General features: G+C 68.9%; 18 protein-coding genes. 9 read left to right on the plus strand and 9 right to left on the minus strand.

Translation table 11 applies throughout. The features are described 5' to 3' along the window. Positions 1-95 precede the first annotated feature (95 nt). The 8 genes from ACTFO6_RS04205 (at position 96) to pgl (ending at position 10,502) form a co-directional block, all read left to right on the plus strand. Positions 96-2,417 carry an AsmA family protein gene (locus ACTFO6_RS04205; RefSeq protein ID WP_439933192.1) on the plus strand — a complete coding sequence of 774 codons (2,322 nt, stop codon included), beginning with the start codon at positions 96-98 and terminating at the stop codon, positions 2,415-2,417. Then, on the plus strand, positions 2,414-3,466 hold the full coding sequence (mutY, locus tag ACTFO6_RS04210) for an A/G-specific adenine glycosylase (RefSeq protein WP_439933193.1): 1,053 nt from the start codon (positions 2,414-2,416) through the stop codon (positions 3,464-3,466). Before ACTFO6_RS04205 ends, mutY begins: the two co-directional genes overlap by 4 nt. Positions 3,467-3,618: 152 nt before the next feature. Next, positions 3,619-6,336 carry a cation-transporting P-type ATPase gene (locus tag ACTFO6_RS04215; RefSeq protein ID WP_439933194.1) on the plus strand — a complete coding sequence of 906 codons (2,718 nt, stop codon included), beginning with the start codon at positions 3,619-3,621 and terminating at the stop codon, positions 6,334-6,336. A 68-nt stretch (positions 6,337-6,404) separates the two neighbouring features. Further along, entirely contained in the window at positions 6,405-7,064 is a 660-nt protein-coding gene (locus tag ACTFO6_RS04220) for a Crp/Fnr family transcriptional regulator (protein ID WP_439933195.1), read from the plus strand. A gap of 69 nt (positions 7,065-7,133) precedes the next feature. Next, positions 7,134-7,325, plus strand: coding sequence for a YgaP family membrane protein (locus tag ACTFO6_RS04225; protein ID WP_439933196.1), 192 nt, complete (start codon positions 7,134-7,136; stop codon positions 7,323-7,325). A 65-nt stretch (positions 7,326-7,390) separates the two neighbouring features. Beyond that, positions 7,391-8,308 carry a phosphogluconate dehydrogenase (NAD(+)-dependent, decarboxylating) gene (gene gnd / locus ACTFO6_RS04230; RefSeq protein ID WP_439933197.1) on the plus strand — a complete coding sequence of 306 codons (918 nt, stop codon included), beginning with the start codon at positions 7,391-7,393 and terminating at the stop codon, positions 8,306-8,308. Next, the gene (gene zwf, locus ACTFO6_RS04235) at positions 8,305-9,786 is read left to right on the plus strand and encodes a glucose-6-phosphate dehydrogenase (RefSeq protein WP_439933198.1); all 1,482 of its coding nucleotides are present in this window, start codon (positions 8,305-8,307) and stop codon (positions 9,784-9,786) included. Before gnd ends, zwf begins: the two co-directional genes overlap by 4 nt. 5 nt (positions 9,787-9,791) lie before the next feature. Continuing rightward, positions 9,792-10,502: a 6-phosphogluconolactonase gene (gene pgl, locus ACTFO6_RS04240; protein ID WP_439933199.1), complete on the plus strand. Its 711-nt coding sequence runs from the start codon at positions 9,792-9,794 to the stop codon at positions 10,500-10,502. Positions 10,503-10,577: 75 nt separating this feature from the next. Here pgl and ACTFO6_RS04245 read toward each other — a convergent pair whose 3' ends face one another. Genes ACTFO6_RS04245 through ACTFO6_RS04260 form a run of 4 tightly spaced genes read right to left on the minus strand, consistent with a single transcriptional unit; the run spans position 10,578 to position 14,183 of the window. Further along, positions 10,578-11,864, minus strand: a complete 1,287-nt coding sequence (locus ACTFO6_RS04245; RefSeq protein ID WP_439933200.1) for a TolC family protein — start codon at positions 11,862-11,864, stop codon at positions 10,578-10,580. After that, positions 11,861-12,286 (minus strand): thioredoxin family protein, encoded by a 426-nt coding sequence (locus ACTFO6_RS04250; RefSeq protein WP_439933201.1) that lies wholly within the window; start codon positions 12,284-12,286, stop codon positions 11,861-11,863. The genes ACTFO6_RS04245 and ACTFO6_RS04250 overlap by 4 nt, the downstream gene beginning before the upstream one ends. After that, positions 12,283-12,894: a Tll0287-like domain-containing protein gene (locus ACTFO6_RS04255; protein ID WP_439933202.1), complete on the minus strand. Its 612-nt coding sequence runs from the start codon at positions 12,892-12,894 to the stop codon at positions 12,283-12,285. The genes ACTFO6_RS04250 and ACTFO6_RS04255 overlap by 4 nt, the downstream gene beginning before the upstream one ends. Before the next feature lie 14 nt (positions 12,895-12,908). Further along, the gene (locus ACTFO6_RS04260; protein ID WP_439933203.1) at positions 12,909-14,183 is read right to left on the minus strand and encodes an NAD(P)/FAD-dependent oxidoreductase; all 1,275 of its coding nucleotides are present in this window, start codon (positions 14,181-14,183) and stop codon (positions 12,909-12,911) included. A gap of 127 nt (positions 14,184-14,310) precedes the next feature. Between ACTFO6_RS04260 and ACTFO6_RS04265 the strand changes: the two genes are divergently transcribed. Beyond that, complete coding sequence (locus tag ACTFO6_RS04265; protein WP_439933204.1) at positions 14,311-15,009, plus strand: MBL fold metallo-hydrolase; 699 nt, start codon at positions 14,311-14,313, stop codon at positions 15,007-15,009. Positions 15,010-15,077: 68 nt separating this feature from the next. Here ACTFO6_RS04265 and ACTFO6_RS04270 read toward each other — a convergent pair whose 3' ends face one another. From ACTFO6_RS04270 to ACTFO6_RS04290, 5 genes are read right to left on the minus strand one after another with little or no spacing between them, the layout of a single operon-like run. After that, entirely contained in the window at positions 15,078-15,668 is a 591-nt protein-coding gene (locus tag ACTFO6_RS04270; RefSeq protein WP_439933205.1) for a hypothetical protein, read from the minus strand. Next, positions 15,652-16,320 carry an SCO family protein gene (locus ACTFO6_RS04275; RefSeq protein WP_439933206.1) on the minus strand — a complete coding sequence of 223 codons (669 nt, stop codon included), beginning with the start codon at positions 16,318-16,320 and terminating at the stop codon, positions 15,652-15,654. The genes ACTFO6_RS04270 and ACTFO6_RS04275 overlap by 17 nt, the downstream gene beginning before the upstream one ends. Further along, a complete protein-coding gene (locus ACTFO6_RS04280; protein WP_439933207.1) occupies positions 16,317-16,922 on the minus strand; it encodes a c-type cytochrome in 606 nt (201 codons plus the stop codon). Before ACTFO6_RS04280 ends, ACTFO6_RS04275 begins: the two co-directional genes overlap by 4 nt. Beyond that, positions 16,919-17,545, minus strand: coding sequence for a cbb3-type cytochrome c oxidase subunit II (locus ACTFO6_RS04285; protein ID WP_439933208.1), 627 nt, complete (start codon positions 17,543-17,545; stop codon positions 16,919-16,921). Before ACTFO6_RS04285 ends, ACTFO6_RS04280 begins: the two co-directional genes overlap by 4 nt. Next, entirely contained in the window at positions 17,542-19,203 is a 1,662-nt protein-coding gene (locus tag ACTFO6_RS04290) for a cbb3-type cytochrome c oxidase subunit I (protein ID WP_439933209.1), read from the minus strand. The genes ACTFO6_RS04285 and ACTFO6_RS04290 overlap by 4 nt, the downstream gene beginning before the upstream one ends. Positions 19,204-19,210: the final 7 nt, after the last annotated feature.

Here is a 19,210-nt window from a genome sequence, read left to right on the forward strand (position 1 = left end):
CCGCGGCGCCGCTCCCGTGTCGCTCCGGTGTCCTCTCCACCGCCGCGACGGCCGCGGATTGTTCTCCGCCCAACCTCCACATGCAAGGCCCTTCGATGAAAAAGCTCAAGCTCGCCCTCCTCGGACTCGCCGTGCTGGCGGTCGTCGCCATCGCGGGACTCGTCCTCTTCGCCGCCACCTTCGACGCCAACCGCTACAAGCCCCAGCTCGCGGCCCTGGTCAAGGAAAAGACCGGCCGCACGCTGACGCTGGAGGGCGACCTGCGCCTCACCCTCTTTCCCAGGCTCGGCGCGAGCCTCGGCCGTGCGAGCCTGTCCGAGCGGGGCGGGGAGGAGGAATTCGCCGCCATCGAGAGCGCGAGGGCTTCAGTGGCCCTGTGGCCCCTGCTGCGCCGGGAAGTGGTGGTGGACGAGGTGGCCCTCACGGGCTTGCGGGCGCGGCTGGTGAAGTTCAAGGACGGCTCCACCAACTACCAGGACCTGCTGGCGGTGCCGGTGCCCCCGGCGGGAAAGGCCCAGGCGCCGCAAGAGGAGGGGGCGCCGCCCGTGATGATCGACATCGATCAGGTGACGGTGAGCGACGCGACCCTGCACTACCGGGACGAGACCCAGGGACGGGAGCTCACGCTGCGCAACCTGAACCTCAAGACCGGGCGCATCGCCAACGACGTGCCGAGCACCGTGGGCCTCACCTTCACCGCGGTGGGCAAGCAGCCGGAGCTGAACCTGGACACCCGCTTCCAGGGCCGTCTCACTTTCAATGTGCAGGCGCAGCGCGTGGCCATGAACGACGCGAGCCTCCACGTGACTGGGAACGCCGCGGAGCTCAAGAAGCTTGAGCTCGCCGCCAACGGGGACTTGACCGCCAACGCCAAGACCGGGGAGTTCGCGGCCGAGAAACTGAAGCTCACCCTCACGGGCGAGCATGGGGGCGAAGCCCTGGACCTGGCGGTGGACGCCCCCAAGCTGATCCTGGCGGGCGAACGCTACACGGGCGGGAAGGCCACCGTGAGCTTCAAGCGCACGGGGGGCCGGGACGCCTGGGTCGCGAACCTGGCTGTCGCCGGCGTGCAGGGCAACGCCCAGGCGTTCCAGGCGGGGCCCCTGCAGCTCACCCTGGACGGCCGCCAGGGGGAGCGGACGTTCAAGGTGACCGTGAACGCCCCCTTGACGGGGAACCTGGAGACCCGGGAGTTCCGGTTGAAGCCCCTCAAGCTGAGCGGCACCGCCATGGGGCCGGATTTGCCCGGAGGCAAGGCCTCCGCCGATCTGACGGGAGAGGCGGCGTTCAACACGGCCAAGGAAACGGCCAGCACCCGGCTCCAGGGCACGCTGCTGGAGAGCCCCCTTACCGCCACGGTGGACGTGAACGGGTTCGCCAAACCGAAGGTTTCTTTCGCCCTGGCGGTAGAAACCCTGGATCTCGACCGGCTCACCGGCGGCGCCCCGCCTCAAGCGGGGAAGGGAAGCGGCCAAGGGTCGGCATCCCAGAAGGACGCCGCCGCTCGGAAGGGCGCCCCCCTGGGCTTCGCCTTCCTCGAGGGCCTGGACCTGAACGGGGTGGTGAAAATCGGCAAGCTCAAGGCGGCGAACCTGACTGCCACCGACGTGCACCTCGTCGTGAAGGCCGCCGGCGGGCGGTTGAACGCCACGCCATCCGCCACCTTGTACCAGGGCAAGCTCTCGGGGGCGCTGGCCATCGCCGCCACCCAGCCCCCTTCCATCGCCATCCAGCAGCAGTTGACCGGCGTCCAGGTGGGCCCCCTGCTTCGGGACTTGAACGGCACGGATCGCCTGGAAGGGCGCGGCACCGTGACCTTGGACTTGAGCGGCCAGGGGGCGAGCGTCGAGGCCCTCAAGAAAGCCCTGCGGGGCACCGTGGCCTTCCAGCTCAAGGATGGCGCCATCAAGGGGGTGAACATCGCCGAGACCTTGCGGGAGGCCAAGGCGGCCCTCGCCACCCTGCGGGGCAAGCAGGTGGAAGCCGCGAGCGGCGAGAAGAAGACCGACTTCTCCGAGCTCTCGGGCACTTTTCTCCTCAAGGACGGCGTCGCCCGCAACAACGACCTCACGGGCAAGTCGCCCCTGCTGCGGCTCGCCGGTGCGGGGAGCGTGGATATCGTCAACGACACCCTGGATTACCTGCTCAAGGCCACCGTGGTGGCCACCTCCAAGGGACAAGGGGGCGCGGAACTGGCCCAGCTCAAAGGCATCACGGTGCCGGTGCGGGTGACGGGTCCCCTGGCCCAGCCCCGCTACGAGTTCGACTTCGGCGCCATCGCGGGCGACGTGGCCAAGCGTACCCTGGAGCGGGAGATCCAGCGCCGGCTGGGCGGCCCTAAGGAAGGGGGCGAAGCGGGCCAGGAGGCGCCGCCGCCCAACCCCCTGGACGCGCTGAAGGAGCTGTTCAAGAAGTGATTCCGGTCGCCGGGACCTTCGCCGAACGGCTCATCGCCTGGCAGCGGCGGGCGGGACGGCATGACCTGCCCTGGCAGAAGCGCCGCGACCCCTATGCCATCTGGATCGCAGAGGTGATGCTGCAGCAGACCCAGGTGGCCACCGTCGTTCCCTACTACCTGCGCTTCCTGGAGCGCTTCCCCTCCGTGGCGGCGCTGGCCGCGGCGGAGCTGGAGGAGGTGCTCGAGCTGTGGAGCGGGCTCGGCTATTACTCCCGGGCGCGCCACCTCCACCGGGCGGCCCGGGAGATTATGGGGAAGTGGGGCGGCGCTTTCCCCACCTGCAGCGAAGACATCGCCAGGCTGCCGGGGGTGGGGCGCTCCACCGCCGCGGCCGTCGCGGTTTTCGCCTTCGGCGAGCGGGCCGCGATCCTGGACGGCAACGTGAAGCGGGTGCTCGCTCGCCACCTGGGCATCGAAGGCCACCCGGGCGCGCCGGCCGTGGAGCGGCGCCTGTGGCGGGAAGCCCACGCGCTTCTTCCCGGGCAAGACATCGAGGCGTACACCCAGGGCCTCATGGACCTGGGGGCCACCGTGTGCACCCGCGCGCGGCCCCGCTGCGCCGCCTGCCCGGTGGCCGGCGACTGCGTGGCTCGGCGCACGGGGCAGGTGGATCGGCTGCCCGCGCCGCGCCCGCGTCGGCCCTTGCCCCAGCGGGAGGTCCAGTGGCTGGTGGTGGTCCGCGCGGGCGAAGTGCTGCTGGAAAAGCGCGCGCCCGTGGGCCTGTGGGGCGGCCTGTGGTCGTTTCCCGAGATCGGCCTGGAAGAGGACCCCGCCGCCTGGTGCGCCCGGGTGCTGGAAGCGCGGCCCCAGGCGCTCGCGGCGCTGGAGCCCCTCACCCACGTCTTCACCCATTTCGCCCTGCGCATCCATCCGCGGCTCTTGCGGGTGGGGCGCGTGCCGGAGCGGGCGGCGCAACCGGGGTGGCTGTGGCTTCCCGTCCTCGAAGCGGCCCAGGGGGCGGTGCCCACGCCGGTGCGGAGAGTGCTGGCGTCGATCCCTTCGATTTGATCGGGATCAATAGCGGGGGCCGTCCGCCCCCGTATAGTTTGCGTAGGGTGCGTTTTGGCGCACCATTCGTCGGCGCTGTTCGGTGCGTTGCGCTTCGCTTCACGCATCCCACAAAGCTGAAAAGAGATAGCCCTCTCCCCCAATCGAACGTCATGAACAAGCCTGTACAGCCAGACCCCTGGCACGCCCTGGACGCGGGCGCGGTGATGGAGCGGCTCGGGACCCGGCGCGCGGGTCTGAGCGCCGAGGAAGCCGCCGAGCGCCTGGGGCGCTTCGGTCCCAATCGCCTGGCGCCGCCCAAGCGCCGCAGCCCCCTGGTCCGGTTCCTGCTCCAGTTCCACAACGTCCTCATCTACGTGCTGCTCGCGGCCGTCGTCGTCACCGCGGCCCTGGGTCACTGGGTGGACAGCGCGGTGATCCTCGGGGTGGTGCTGGTCAACGCCCTGATCGGCTTCTTCCAGGAGGGAAAGGCGGAGAAGGCGCTGGAGGCGATCCGCGGGATGCTCTCCCCCAAGGCCACGGTGCGCCGCGCTGGGCGCCGGATGGAGATCCCGGCCGAAGAGCTGGTGCCCGGGGACGTGGTGCTGCTCGCTTCCGGCGACAAGGTTCCCGCGGACCTGCGCCTGATCGAGGCGAATAGCCTGCGCATCGAGGAAGCGGCGCTTACCGGGGAGTCGGAGCCGGTGGAGAAGGCCCTCGTCCCCGTGGACCCCGGGACGCCCATCGGTGACCGGGTCTGCATGGCCTATTCCGGCACCCTGGTCACCTACGGCCAGGGGGCCGGGGTGGTGGTGGCGACGGGAGCGGCCACCGAGCTCGGGCGCATCGGCGCCATGCTGGAGCAGGTGGAGCAGGTGGAAACGCCGCTCCTGCGCAAGATGGCCGCCTTCGCCCGGCAACTGACGGCGGCCATCCTCGCCGCCGCGGCCCTGGTGTTCGCGTTCGGCATCCTGGTGCGGGACTACGCCGCCGCCGACATGTTCACCGCCGCAGTCGCCTTGGCGGTGGCGGCGATCCCGGAAGGGTTGCCCGCGATCCTCACCATCACGCTCGCCATCGGCGTGCAGCGCATGGCCCGGCGCAACGCCATCATCCGCCGGCTGCCGGCGGTGGAGACCCTAGGGTCGGTGACGGTCATCTGCTCCGACAAAACCGGGACGCTGACGCGCAACGAAATGACCGTGCGGCGCGTGGTGACGGCGGACGGGACGTTCGAGGTGGAAGGCGCCGGCTACGCGCCCCGGGGCGGCTTCCTGGTGGAGGGGCGGGAAGCGGCGGTGGACGACTACCCGGAGCTCCTGGAGATCGCCCGGGCGGCGCTCCTGTGCAACGACGCGACGCTGCGGGAAGAGGCGGGGGAATGGCGGCTGGAGGGCGATCCCACCGAGGGGGCGCTGGTGTCCCTCGCCCTCAAGGCCGGCCTCCGTCCCCGGGTGGAAGCGGAGGAGCGCCCGCGCATCGACGCCATCCCCTTCGAGTCCGAGCACCGGTTCATGGCCACCCTGCACCACGACCACGCGGGGCATGCCTTTGTTTACCTGAAGGGTGCGCCGGAACGGGTGCTGGAGCTGTGCAGTGCCCAGCGCAGCCGCGGGGAGGACCGCCCGCTGGATCTTCCCTATTGGCACCGCCGCATCGAGGAGACGGCCGCCGCCGGGCAGCGGGTGCTGGCGGCGGCCTTTCGCGCCGTCGAGCCCGGAAAGGGGGAGCTGCTCTTTGCCGACGTGGAACAGGGCGGGTTCACCCTGCTTGCCCTCTTCGGCCTGATGGATCCTCCCCGGGAGGAGGCGGTCCGGGCGGTGGAGCGCTGCCGCGGCGCCGGCATCCGAGTGAAGATGATTACCGGCGACCACGCGGTGACCGCCCGGGCCATCGGCGCCCAGCTCGGCATCGGCGACGGCGTGCGGGCGCTCACTGGCGTCGACCTGGAGACCATGGACCAGGCCGCCCTGCGACGGGCGGTGCAGGAGGCGGACGTGTTCGCCCGGGCGAGCCCGGAGCACAAGCTGCGGCTGGTGCAGGCCTTGCAGGCGAACGGCGAGGTGGTGGCCATGACCGGCGACGGGGTGAACGACGCGCCGGCCCTCAAGCGCGCCGACGTGGGCGTCGCCATGGGGCGCAAGGGAACCGAGGCGGCCAAGGAGGCGGCCGCCATGGTGCTGGCCGACGACAACTTCGCCTCCATCGCCCACGCGGTGGAGGAAGGGCGCACCGTGTACGACAACCTGCGCAAGGCCATCACCTTTCTGCTGCCCATCAACGGCGGCGAATCCTTGAGCCTGGTGGCGGCGATCCTCGCGGGGGCGACCCTGCCCGTCACGCCGGTGCAGATCCTGTGGGTCAACATGGTGAGTTCGGTGGGGCTCGCCCTGGCCTTGGCCTTCGAGCCCACCGAGCCCGACGTGATGCGCCGCCCGCCCCGGCCGGTGGGGGAGCCCATCCTGTCCGGCTTCCTGCTGTGGCGCATCGCCCTGGTTTCGACGCTCTTTCTCGCCGGCATCTTCGGCATGTTCCAATGGGCGCTCGCCCGCGGCGCCGGCGTGGAGGAGGCGCGCACGGTGGCGGTCAATACCCTAGTGGCGATGGAGGTGTTCTATCTTTTCAGCGTGCGCTACCTGCGCACCCCTTCCTTCACCTTCGAGGGCGTCAAGGGCACGGGGCCGGTCTTGATCGCGGTGTTCACCGTGTTCGGCCTGCAGCTTCTCTTCACCTACGCGCCCTTCATGGAGCTGTTCTTCGGCAGCCGGCCCCTCGCCATCGGCCAGGGCATCGAGGTGGTGGCGGTGGGGGTGGCGCTCCTCGTCATCCTGGAGGTGGAGAAGTTTCTGCGGCGGCGGATCGGAGCGATGGCTTCGCGCCCGCCGGCTTGACTCGCAGGCGAACCTCGGTTCGCGATGCCCGCATTGCTCATCGTGAAGCTTGCCCGATCGGACGGCCCATGCCTGCGTTCGACGACCGCCTGATCGCCCTCTACCCGTTTCTCGCGCGGCTCGCCCCGCCGCTGCGCAGCCGCATCGAGCGGGAGGCCCAGGCGGCCGCGTTGCCCTCCGGGGCCATCGTCTTCGACGAGCGGCAGCCCTGCCGGGGATTTCCCTTCGTCCTGGGCGGCGCGGTGCGGGTGTCCAAGCTTTCCCCCGGCGGGCGCGAATTGCCCCTCTACCGCGTGCGGCCCGGCGAGAGCTGCATCATCACCTCCAGTTGCCTTCTGGGGGAGGCCCGCTACAACGCCCGCGGCACGGCGGAGGGAGAGACGGAGCTGGTGCTGTTGCCTGCGCCGGTTTTCACCGAGCTGCTCGCCACGCCCGAGTTTCGCACCTTCGTCTTCCGGTTGTTTTCCGAGCGCCTAGCCGACCTCATGCAGTTGGTGGAGGAAGTGGCCTTCCGCAAGCTGGACCAGCGCCTCGCCGCTCTGCTGCTCAAGCGGGGCCGCACCGTCCGGGCCACCCGCCAGCAGTTGGCCGACGAATTAGGGAGCGTGCGGGAGATGGTGAGCCGGCTCCTCGGGAGCTTCGCCGACCAGGGCCTGGTCGCTCTGGGCCGGGAGCAGATCTTGGTCCTCGACCCGGAAGGCTTGAGGCGCATCGCCGAAGGTCTGTGACCTAAGTCACAGACGGGGGCCGGGCCGAGGGCGTTGAATAGGGTCGGTACAAGCAGACAGGAGGTAACCATGAAGACGAATGTGGGAAGCATCGACCGGGTGCTGCGGGCCGGGGTCGGCATCGCCCTGATCGGCTTGACCCTGACCGGAACCATCGGCGCCTGGGGCTGGATCGGGATCGTGCCCCTGGCGACGGCGCTGGTGGGCTTCTGTCCCGCCTATTCCCTGCTGGGGCTCAACACCTGCTCCGCGAAAAAGTGAGGCCCGCCTGAGCGCCCGGGCAGCGGGAGGTTTCGCGGGCACGCCGGCCCCGCTATCATGAGCCCATGGAGCTGGGCATCGTCGGGCTGGGCAGGATGGGCGCCAACATGGCGCGGCGACTGCGGCGGGCCGGGATCGGGCTCGCGGCGTGGAACCGCAACCCTGCCGTCGCCCATGCCCTCGCTGCGGAGACGGGATTGGCCGCCGCCGATTCCCTGGAGCGGCTCACCGCGCTTCTCCCCCCGCCCCGGGTGGTCTGGCTCATGCTGCCGGCGGGGGAGGTCACCGGGCAGCATATCGAAGCCATCGCGCCCCTCCTCGCGCCAGGGGACGTGCTCGTCGACGGGGCCAATTCCCATTACAAAGATTCCATGCGCCGCGCCGCCTCCCTGGCGCAGCGGGGCATCGACTTCGTGGATGCCGGGGTATCCGGCGGCGTGGGGGGGCTCGAGCACGGCTACGCCCTCATGCTGGGGGGCTCGGCGCGGGCGGTGGCGCGCCTGGAGCCGATCCTGAAGGCCCTCGCCCCGGCACACGACCGGGGCTGGCTGCACTGCGGCCCGGCCGGCGCGGGCCATTTCGTCAAGATGGTCCACAACGGCATCGAGTACGCAATGATGCAAGCCTATGCTGAGGGCTTCGCGCTTCTCGAGGCGCAACCGGACTTCCAGCTCGATCTCGCCGCCATCGCCGAGACCTGGCGGCACGGCACCGTGATCCGGAGCTGGCTGCTCGACTTGACCGCCGAGGCGCTGGCGGAGAACCCCGCGCTTACGGGGGTCGAGCCCTGGGTGGCGGACTCGGGGGAGGGGCGCTGGGCCGTGGAGGAGGCCGTCGCGCGCGGGGTACCGGTGCCGGCGATTTCCGCCGCCCTCATGATGCGCTTCGCGAGCCAGGGCAAACACGATTACGCCTGGCGGCTGCTGGCCGTGATGCGCCGCCAGTTCGGCGGGCATCCCGTTCGGACCCGCGAGACGGAATGACCCAGGTCCCGCGGGAGCCCTGCTCCTTCGTCATCTTCGGGGCCACCGGGCACCTCGCGACCACCAAGCTCCTGCCCGCCCTGTGCCAGCTCGAGGCCGAGGGGCGCCTGCACGAAGGCCTGCGCGTCATTGCCTTCGCGCGCCGGGCGTGGCGCCGCGCAGACTGGCTGGAACATCTGCACCCGGCGCTCAGCCAGCGGCTCGGGAGCGAATGCGGCCCGGAGGTCTTCGATCGCTTCGCCGCCCGGTTCGACTACGTGGCCGGCGACCTCAACGATCCCCAAGCTTACCCGCGCCTCGTGGAAGTCCTGGGCAAGCCCCACTTGGGGGCGTGCGAAAACGTCATCTTCTACCTCGCCATCCGGCCCCAGGATTTCGCCACCGTGATCGAGAACCTGAACCGCGCCGGCATCAACCGTTCCCACGGCAGGCACCGCATCGTGGTGGAGAAACCCTTCGGCGAGGATCTGGACAGCGCCCGCCGGTTGAACGCGCTGCTACACCGCCACTTCGACGAGGGGCAGATCTACCGCATCGACCATTACCTGGGCAAGGAGACGGTGCAGAACCTGTTCGTTTTGCGCTTCGCCAACATGCTCGTCGAGCCGGTGTGGAACCGCAACCACGTGGATCACGTGCAGATCACCGTGGCGGAGACGGGGGGCGTCGGGGGCCGCGCCGGCTACTACGAGCACGCCGGAGCCCTGCGCGACATGGTGCAGAACCATCTGATGCAGTTGGCCGCGGTGGTGGCGATGGAGCCCCCCGCCTCCTTCGATCCCGACGCGATCCGGGACGAAAAGGTCAAGGTGCTGCGCGCCATCCGCCCGATACCGGAGGGAGCCGCCAGCGCCTTCGCCGTGCGCGGGCAGTACGCCCGCGGGACGGTGGCGGGGGAGACCGTGCCCGGCTACCGGGAAGAGCCGGGGGTGGACGGGGCGTCCGACACCGAGACCTACGCGGCGCTCAAGCTCTACATCGACAACTGGCGCTGGCGCGACGTCCCCTTCTACCTCCGCACCGGCAAGCGGCTGGCGAGCGCCTTCTCCTCCATCGCCGTCCGCTTCAAGCACCCGCCCCAGCGCCTGTTCGACGCCGGCGGGACGGCGCCGGAGCCCGATTGGATTCTCCTCTCGCTCCAGCCCGCGGAGTGCGTGCACCTGGAGCTCCAGGCCAAAGAGCCCGGCACGGAAATGCGCACCCGGGTTTTGCGCTTGAACGCTTCCTACCGCCAGGCCCGGGCATCATCGATGGAGGCCTACAAGACCCTGCTGCTGGACGTGATCGAAGGCGACCAGAGCCTCTTTCTGCGCTTCGACGAGGTGGAATGGTCGTGGCGGGTGGTGGATCCCATCCTGCGCCATTGGGTCCGGGACCGGAACCCCGTCAGCCCCTATCCGGCGGGCACCTGGGGGCCGGAGGAAGCCGATCGCCTGTTCGACCGGGAAGACCACTGCTGGCGCAATCTCATTGATTGAGCCTTGTGACGATCCAGACCCTGCGCTGGCACGTGTACCCCGACGCCGCGGACCTGGTGCGGCACGGCGCCCGGGCGATCGCGCGCGCGAGCCGCGAGGCGATCGCGGCGCGTAGCGCGTTCCATCTGGTCCTCGCCGGGGGCGAGACGCCGCTCCCGGTCTACGAACGGTTGCGCTTCGCCGAGACCGATTGGAGCGCCTGGCACGTGTACTTCGGGGACGAGCGCTGCCGGCCGCGGGGCGACCCCGCCCGCAACGACACGCGCATTGCCGAGCGCTGGCTCGATCACGTGCCCATTCCCCCCGCCCAGATTCACCCCATCCCCGCGGAGCTGGGGCCGGAAGCCGCCGCCTCGGCCTACGCCCGAACGCTCGCGTCGGTGGGCGAATTCGACCTGGTGTTGCTGGGCTTGGGCGAAGACGGGCATACCGCCAGCCTCTTTCCCGGCCTCGCCCCGGAGATAGACCGGGAGACGGACGTCCTCCCCGTGCGCGATGCACCCAAGCCCTCGCCCGAGCGGGTCAGCCTGAGCGCGTCGCGCCTCAGCCGGGCGCGCCAGGTGCTCTTTTTCGTGCAAGGCGAGCCCAAGCGCGCCGCGGTGGCCGCGTGGCGTCGCGGCGAGGACATCCCGGCGCGGCGCATCGCCCCCGCCCGAGGCGTGGACGTTTTGCTCGACGTGCAAGCGGTGGGATGGGAAGATGCGCCTTCGCGGTAGGGTGCGTTGAGCAAGAGCGAAACGCACCGTGAAGCCAGAACCGCTCCTTATCATGCGCTGGAGCGCACCCTGCGGCTATCGGACCGAGTCTAGGATTTCGATGTAGCGCTCCACTGGCGTGCCCAGGAGTACCTGGGCCGCCGACCAGGCGATCAGGGCGCGGGCCCGGGCCTCCGTGCCACGGGCTTCGGCCTCCCGCAGGTCCCGCTGTTGCCGCAGAAACTCTTCCATGGGCGCCATGCCCACCCGCAGCAGCTCGGCCTGGACCCGCACCACCTCCTCCCGGGCGGCGATCTCCTGCTTAAGCGCCTCGGCGTCGGCGCGGGCGGTGTCGTAGGCCGAACGCAGGGCGGCCCATTGGCGCGCCACGTCCCGGCGAGCCGCTTCCCGCTCCTCCCGCGCGGCGCGGGCCTGGGCCCGGGCGGCGTCGGCGCGGGCCCAGGCGGCGGGGTCGATGGGCAGGCTCACCCGCGCCGACAGGGTCCAGGTGTCCGGCGGCAACGCTCCGCTGTCGAACTGGAAATAATCCGCCCCCAGGGAGAAGGCGGGCCAGAGCTGCCGCCGCGCTTCCTCGGCCCGGGCGGCTTGGGCTTCCGCCCGCGCTTGCGCGAGCTCCAGGGGCAGGGCGCTATCGATCCCACCTTCCGGCCAGGCCGGCGCGGCGGAGAGGGTCTCGGAGGGCAACTGGCGCTGGCCGCTCGCTTCCTCTAGTGCCGTGAGTGCCTCCTCGATCGCCGCCTGCAGACGGGTCTGCTCCGAGTGCAGCCGGGCCTGTTCGCTTTCGGCCAGGCGCAGGTCCACCAGGGCCGCCTGCCCGATCTCCACTTCCCGCTGGATGCGCTCGATGGTTTGTCGGACCCGCTCCTGCTGCACCTTCAACACCTGCACCTGGTGCAGCAAGGCCTGCAGGCGCACGTAGGCGCTGGCGGTGTCATGGAGCTTCAGAAGCGCCGTCTGCCGCTCGGTGAGCCGCGCCGCTTCCAGATCGCCCTGCGCGGCGCGCCGGGCGGCGGCGATGGCCCCCGCCAGGTCCACGGGCAACTGATAGGCCACCCCGTAGCGGGAGACGTCCCGGGAGAAGGGCATGGCGGCCAGGGCGGCGGGAGAGAGCACGCCGACGAAGCGCTCCCCCTCGTAGCGGGCGGCCTCGGCGACCAGGCTCGCGGCGCCCAGGGTGCGGCGCCGAGCAGCATCGAGTTGGCGGTCGGCCGCCTCCTTCGCGGCGGCCCGGGCCGCCACGGCCGGGTGCGCAAGGCTCGAGCGCAGGAGGTCCCCTAGCTCCCCGGCGCCGGCGCTCGCCCACGCAGCGAGCCCGCCGATCAACAGGGCGAGTCGTCGACTCTGCAAGCGCCAACGCTTCATGCCGCTTCCATAGCGAGCTGCTCCAGTTGCCGGTGCCCCAGCAGCCCAGGCTGCTGCCAGCGCAGCGCGCCGTCCTTGAACAGGGCGAAGTTGGGGATGCTGCGCACGCCGAAACGGCTCGCCAGCACGGGGTGCTCTTCGGTGTTCACCTTGAGCACGACGGCCTTGCCCGCCAGGTTGGCGGCGGCCTTGGCGACTTCCGGGCCGGCCATGCGGCAGGGGGCGCACCAGGGCGCCCAGAAGTCCACCAGCACCGGTACCCTGGCCTCCCGGGTGATCTCGGCGAAGAGCGCTTCGTCCGCCTCGACCGGCTCGGCTAGGGGCGGAAGCTCGCGCTTGCAGGCGCCACAGCGGCCAGTGTCCGCCAGATGGGCTGCCGGCACCCGGTTCTTCGCGCCGCAATGGGAACAGACCCGGATCATGGCCGCCCCTCCTTGCCCCCGGCAGGCGATCCTTCGCCCGCGCTTGAAGGCGGCCAATCGACGAGAAACGCGCCCCGCAGATCCCCCGCTCGGAAGCCGGTCGCCTGGTCTTCCGGATAGTGCCGTTTCAGGGCTGCCTGTACCGACGCCGGGATCTCGGTGCCGTGGCAGGCGAGGCAGGGCGGCTGGGCAATGATGGCCCTCATGTAGCGCGCGCCGCCGTCGGGCCGCGCTTCGAAGCGCTCCAGGGTTTCCGGCCCGGCGCCGCCGGCAAGCGCCCCCTGAAAACCCTCGAGGACGGCCCGGGCGTCCGCGTCGGGGGCGTTGGCCGGATTGCGGATGCGCAGCGCCGTGCGTCCCACCCGTGCGCCGCTTTGGGCCGAGAGCCCCGCGGCGATCGCCGGCGCTTCTTCCTTGCACACGCCAATAGCGTTCACTGGACCGCCCTGCTCGAGGGCACTGGTGAGCTTTTGCTTGAGCGCTTGCTGGAACGAGTCGGCGAGCGCACGGGAACGCTCCAGACGGGGGTCTGGGGATCCGGCCGCCAGCGCTGGCACGGTGACCAGCGCGAAGAGTGTCGCGGCCAACAGCAAGGATGAGTTCATCATGGGGTCGCTCCTTTTCAGCTTTCTTTAAGCCGTGTGATGCCCAGCGCCCGGAGCACGTATTTCTCGTAGATCGGCTCGGTGGCGCCGGTCTTCATCTTGCGCAGGAAGTACTTCTCGAAGGCCACCTTGGCGAGATGCACCCATTTGCCCTGCTTGGCCCAGGTGACGTTGCGGGGCGGGATCTGGGGCAGCGCCACGAAGGCCACCCCGTCGTCCCCCAGGTCGGCCAGGCAGATGGCGTTCCAGGTGGCTTTGGCGGAAGGGGGGCGGCCCTCCAGCTCGGCTTTGATGTTCTCCACGATGGCCGTGACCATGGACTCGATCATGTAGCCGGTCTTGGGCGCGCCGGTGGGCACCGGGGTGGCTTCCACCGGCGGAATCGCCACGCACACGCCGGCGGAGAAGACGTTGCGGTATTTCGGATTGCGCTGGTGCTCGTCCACCAGCACGAAGCCGCGGGGATTGACGAGGCCCTCCACCGCGGCCACCGGGTCCACGCCCTTGAAGGCGGGAATGAACATGGTGTAGCGGGAGGCAAGCTCGTGCTCCTTGACCGCCTCGCCCCGCTCGTTGTGCTCGGTCACCTTTACACCCTCTGCCGTGGCCTCGAGCACCTTGGAGTTGGTGATCCACTTGATGTGCCGCTGGCGCAGCTCCGACTCCAGCAGGCCCTTGGAATCGCCCACCCCGCCCAGGCCCATGTGGCCGATGTAGGGCTCGCTGGTGACGAAGGTCATGGGCACCCGGTCACGGAGCTTTCGCTTGCGCAGATCTGCGTCCAGGATCATGGCGAACTCGTAGGCCGGACCGAAGCAGCTCGCCCCCTGGACCGCGCCGATGACCACCGGGCCGGGATTTTCCAGGAACTTGCGGTAAGCGCCGTGGGCGTGCTCGGCGTGGGGCGTGGTGCACACGCTGACGGTGTGACCTTCGGGGCCTAGCCCGGGGATCTCGTCGAAGGCGAGCTTCGGCCCCGTGGCGATCACCAGGTAGTCGTAGGAGAGGGTCTCGCCGTTGGCCAGGGTCAGGCGGCTCGCCTGCGCCTCAATCTTCGCTACCGCCTGGGCGAGGAAGCGGATGCCTTTCTTTTCCACGTGGGGGCGGATCGGCACCAGGATCTGCTCCGGCTCGCGCCAGCCGACCGCGACCCAAGGGTTGCTGGGGGTGAACTGGAAATGCTCGGAGGCGTTGACCAGGGTCACCTGGTGGGATTTTCCGAGGGCTTTCCTGAGATCGTAGGCGGCCGGCATCCCGCCGAGGCCGGCGCCCATTACGACGAGATGAGCCATGGCGCTCCTCCTCTAAGAGTCGTCTTGTCAAACATGACGAAGCTCATTATATTAGAAACATCTAATTTAGCAAACTCGAAAATACTGCCATGGGCATCATGCCCGCGGCGGGAAAGGACGACGCGCCATGCTATTGAGGCAGTTTTTCGACGCAAACTCCAGCACTTATACGTATTTGATCGCTTCGGGCAAGGGGCGCGAAGCCCTGATCATCGACCCGGTGAAAGAGCAGGTTCCCCAGTATCTCACCGCCATCGAGCAGCTCGAGTTGCGACTCGTCCGGGCGATCGACACCCATACCCACGCCGACCATGTCACGGGTCTCGGCGATCTGCGCGACGCGACCGGCTGCGTCACGATGATGGGCGAGTTCACCAAGGCCGAATGCGTCTCGCAAAGCGTCCGCGAAGGGGAGGTGATCGACGTGGACGGGATCAAGCTGGGCGCCCTCTATACCCCGGGACACACCGACGAATCGTTCAGCTTCGTCCTCCGTCCGGAGGCCCCGTACGCCGTCTTCACCGGAGACGTGCTGCTCATCCGCGGCACGGGGCGCACCGACTTCCAAAACGGCGACCCGGAGAAGTCCTGGGATTCCATCGTCAACAAACTGTTTCGGCTCCCCGACGAGACCTTGGTCTACCCAGCCCACGACTACAAGGGATGGACGGTCTCCACCATCGGCGAGGAGAAACGGTTCAACCCGCGCATCGCCGGCAAGACGCGCGAGCAGTACGTGGAAATCATGCGCAATCTGCGCCTGCCGGACCCGCGGCTCATGGATGTGGCCATTCCCGCCAACCTGGCCTGCGGCAAAGCTCGATAGCCGCCCGGCGGCGGCGCAGGGCCAAGAACCCGCGCGTTGCGCGCGGGAAAGCGGAAGGAGCACCGCGCTCAAGGGGTCGAAGCGGTGGACTCGGGACCGGAAGCCGCGGCCCGGGCCAGGCGCCAGACGAGCACGGCGCCCAAGGCGACGGCGAGCGCCGCGAGTCCCGCGCCTGCCTGCTGCTGCGTTGAGAGGCTATAAACGTTGCACAAGCGCTCCTCGGTGAACGCCCAATATAGCCCCAGCCAGAGCGTCATCTGCAGGAGATAGCCCAGGAAGAAAAGCCGTACCACGGCAGGAGCGCGCATGACCGCCTGGCGCAGCGAAGCGCCACAGGCGAGGAGCGAAGCGACCTTGAGGGCGTCGATGCCCGGTTCAAGCACCGCGCGATCGATGGCCGAAGGTAGCATCCAATAGCTCACGACGACGAGGCAGAACGAGAAGCTGCTGAGCCCTTGCATGTCGAAGCGCGCCCCGAGCCGGGCGCCGGGATCGATTCCTGCCATAAGCCCTCCTCCGGCCGCCCACAGCAAGGGCATCTGCACCAGCATGTGGAGTACCATGCTGTTCTCGATGCCCGTGCGCAAGCCCGGGGCCGACAGCGCCGCTGCGAGCAGCGCGAGGATGCCCCAGGCAAGGGTGCTAGCGCGGCGGCGCACGATCGGCCAGCGCGGCGGCGTGAAGCGCATAAGCGAGGGCCCGCTGGGGAGCTTCCATGTCTTCGATACGCAGCAGGCGTCCGTCTGCGGAAATCACATAGAGCGCGGCGTTGTGCTCGAATTCGCCGAGGGGTGCGGGAATGACGACCAGGCCGAAATGCGCGAGCAAAGCGCGGTGCTCATCCGGCCGCGCGAGCGTCGCGAAGCGCCACACCCGAGGTTCGGCGCCCATGCGCCGGGCGTAGGACTGCAGCACGTCGGGCCGGTCGTGCGCCGGATCGAAGCTTATGCTGAGGAGTCCGACGCGGTGCTCCAGGCCCTGTGCCAAGATTTGCCTCTGCAGTTGCGCCATCACCGTTCCCTGGGCCAAGCACAGGGAGGTGCAGCGGGCATAGAAAAAGTCCGCGATCCAGACCAAGGGACCTGCGGCGACGAGCACCGGCAGAGCCTGCATTTTACCCCTCTCGTCAATGACGGCGAGCGCCGGCAATAGAGGGGCGTTCTTTTCCACCTGGAGGCGGCGCAGGGATTCGCTGGTGAAAGCGCGGCCGCCTTCCGTCTGCCAGGAAATCAACGTAAGGCCGATTGCCAGGATCGCTGCGACGGCGAGCAGCGTGAGGCGCCAGGAGCCGGTCTGGGGTGTCCCGTTCATTGCTGCGACGCCTTGAGGGCTTCGCCTCCTTCGTACGGTTGAGCGCGATCCCGGGTGGCGGCGCGCACCTGCGCCACCTGTTCCGCCGTGACCGCGCTAGCAGCGTTGCCCCAGGCGCTGCGGATGTAAGTGGCCACGGCGGCGATCTCGGCATCCGACAGGGCAGCAAATGAAGGCATGGCACCCTGGTACTTCGCACCGCGAACTTCGATTTCACCGCTGATGCCGTGCAGGAGGGCGGCGATCAGTACCCGCTCCGGGCCCAGCACCCACTCGGAGCCGGCGAGGGGCGGAAACACACCTGCCACCCCTTGGCCGTTCGCCTGATGGCAAGCCGAGCAGCGGGCCATGAACAGCGCCTGGCCGTCGGGCGCGGGCGCCGCGCCTTGGTGGTCCACCTTCGGTGGCGCGAGGGCGCTTGCGCTGCGCCCATCGCCCACGTCCGACCCTTCGCCGAAAGGGGTGGTCACGATGTAGAACGCGCCCCACATCGCCATGGCCCCCAGCAGCATGGTGACGATCCAAGGCAGGGGTCTTGTCTGCTCGCTGGGATCGGCTTGCTCGCGGCGGATGGCCGCGGGGTGTTTTTCGGGTTCGGTCATGGCTTGGCGACCTCCTTGGGCTGGGGCCACGCAGGATAGGTGCGATCGAGCGCCAGCAAGTAAGCGACCAGATCGAGCGCCTCCGGCTTGGCCACGAGCGTCACCCCGGGTTCGCTGTAGTCGGGCGGAAGATGCACCACGACCTCGCCTGCCTTGGCCGGGCCTTTGCGCGCTTCGAACAGAAACGGGTAGGCCGGCATGATAGAGCCCGGAACGTAGGCCCTCGGCTGGTAGAGGTGGCCGAGATGCCAGTCGCGGCTCGGCTGCCGCGCACCGATATTCAACAAGTCAGGGCCGGTGCGCATGGTGCCGAGCAAATGCGGGCGATCATAGGCGTAGTCGCCGGCGATGGAGGGCCTGCCCCAACCACGTTGCTGATCGGCGGGGGACTGGCGTGGGTCGCGGGGCTGCTGCGAGTGGCAATAGACGCAGCCGTTGGCGATGTAGACCTGGCGGCCGCGCCACTCGGCTTGGCTATAGGGTTTAAGCCCTGCAGGCGGCCTGATCTCGCGCAGCAGCAGGTAGGGGAGGACCACCAGGATCGAGGTGGCGAGCGCGAGGATCACCATGGCGCCGACGATCAGGCGAGCTTCGTCCATTTCCCAGCGTCCGGCAAGTTTCATAGCGCGCCTCCTGCCGCGGCTTTAGCTCGAAACCCCGCAGGTCCGAGCAGGGCTGCGCCGAGACGGCGCGGCCCGAAGCGCCAACCCATGAGGAAAAAGTGCAAGGCGAACACCAGGTGCCCCAGCGTCATCAACGCGCCGCCCAAGGAGCGCGCTTCCAGGTAAGGTATGGTGAGGGTGACCGATTCCATGAACGGGCGCTGCGCATCGAGCAGCGCAAGGCCTTGCAGCCACCCGCCGACGGTGAGGGCGACGAAATAGACGGCGAATCCCGCCACCACCAGCCAGAAATGGAGCGAGATGAGCCGCGGATAGGGCCACTCCCAGTCCATGATGCGGGGCATGATGAAGTAGATGGCGCCGAACATCACCATGGAGAAGAAGCCGTACAGGCCCAGATGGGCATGAGCCACCGTGAAATGGGTGAAATGGGTGACCGTGTTGACCGAACGCAGCGATTCCAGCGAGCCCTGCAGAGAGGCCAACGTATACATCATTGCGCCCAGCACCACGAAGCGCAGGGTGGGCGAGTAGAGCAAGGCCCGGAAGTTACCCACGACCGTCATATGCTGGTTGATGGCTACGGCGATCACCGGGATCACCATCATCACGCTTTGCACGATGGATATCGTGATCAGCCACGACGGCACGGGGCCGCCAATCAGATGGTGACCACCGACCTGGCTGTAGAAAAAGGCAAGCGCCCAGAAGCCGAGCAGGGACAAGTTGTAGGAGTAGATCGGTTTACCGAGCACCTTGGGAATGAAATAGTAGGCGGCCGCCAGCCCGATGGGGGTGAACCACAGTCCTAGCACGTTGTGCCCGTACCACCAGTTCATGGCCGCTTGTTGCACACCGAAGTGCAGGCCGGGGATGTTGGCCACCAGGTAAAGGATGGGAAACCACAACAACCCGGCCGCGATGTACCACACCGAGACGTAGAGATGATGCACGCGGCGCTTAAGCAGGGTGAGCAGCAAGGGCACGCCGAGCAAGGCGCCTCCCAGGATCAGAAGCACGGCTGCGGGCAGCGGAAACTCCAGCCATTCCATGCCGTTGCTGTGCCCGGTGGCGATCGCCGCCACGCCGATCAGCACGCCCAGGTTCCAGATGGCGCCGCCGGCAAGGGCCCAGCGGGCGCCTGCCAGTTCCGTCTTCAGCAACCGGGGCAGGAGCCACAGCGAGACGCCGATGGCGGCAAACGACGCCCAGCCGTAGGCGACGGCGTTCAGGTGGATGGGCCGGATGCGCCCGAAAGTGAGCCACGCTTGATCGGCGAGCCAGTCTGGCGCGTGCAGCTTGATGGAAGCGATCAGTCCGGCGATGGAGCCCACGATCAGCCAGAGTACCGCGAAGGTGAGGGCGACACCGGCCACCAGGGCGCTGGAGCGGTCGGCGCGCAGCCGCTCTTCCAGCTCGACGGGATCGACGGGCGGACCGGCGGCGCTCTGGCTCGAGACCGCCGCTTGCAGCGCTTGGAGCCCCGTTCCGGTCGCGGCCGGCTCCTCGACCCGTCCCGGTTCGTGCTTGGCGAAAATGATTTTGGCGGCCTCCACGCCGGAGCCGAACAGGTCCTTGGACATGGACCAGATGAAAACGAAGAGGGCGAGCAGGGAAAGGAGAAATGTGGAAAGCAATAAGCCCGCGGTCAACTCCATGATGTCG

The organism is Pelomicrobium sp. G1 (assembly GCF_051905455.1).
Classification (GTDB): Bacteria; Pseudomonadota; Gammaproteobacteria; order Burkholderiales; family UBA6910; genus Pelomicrobium.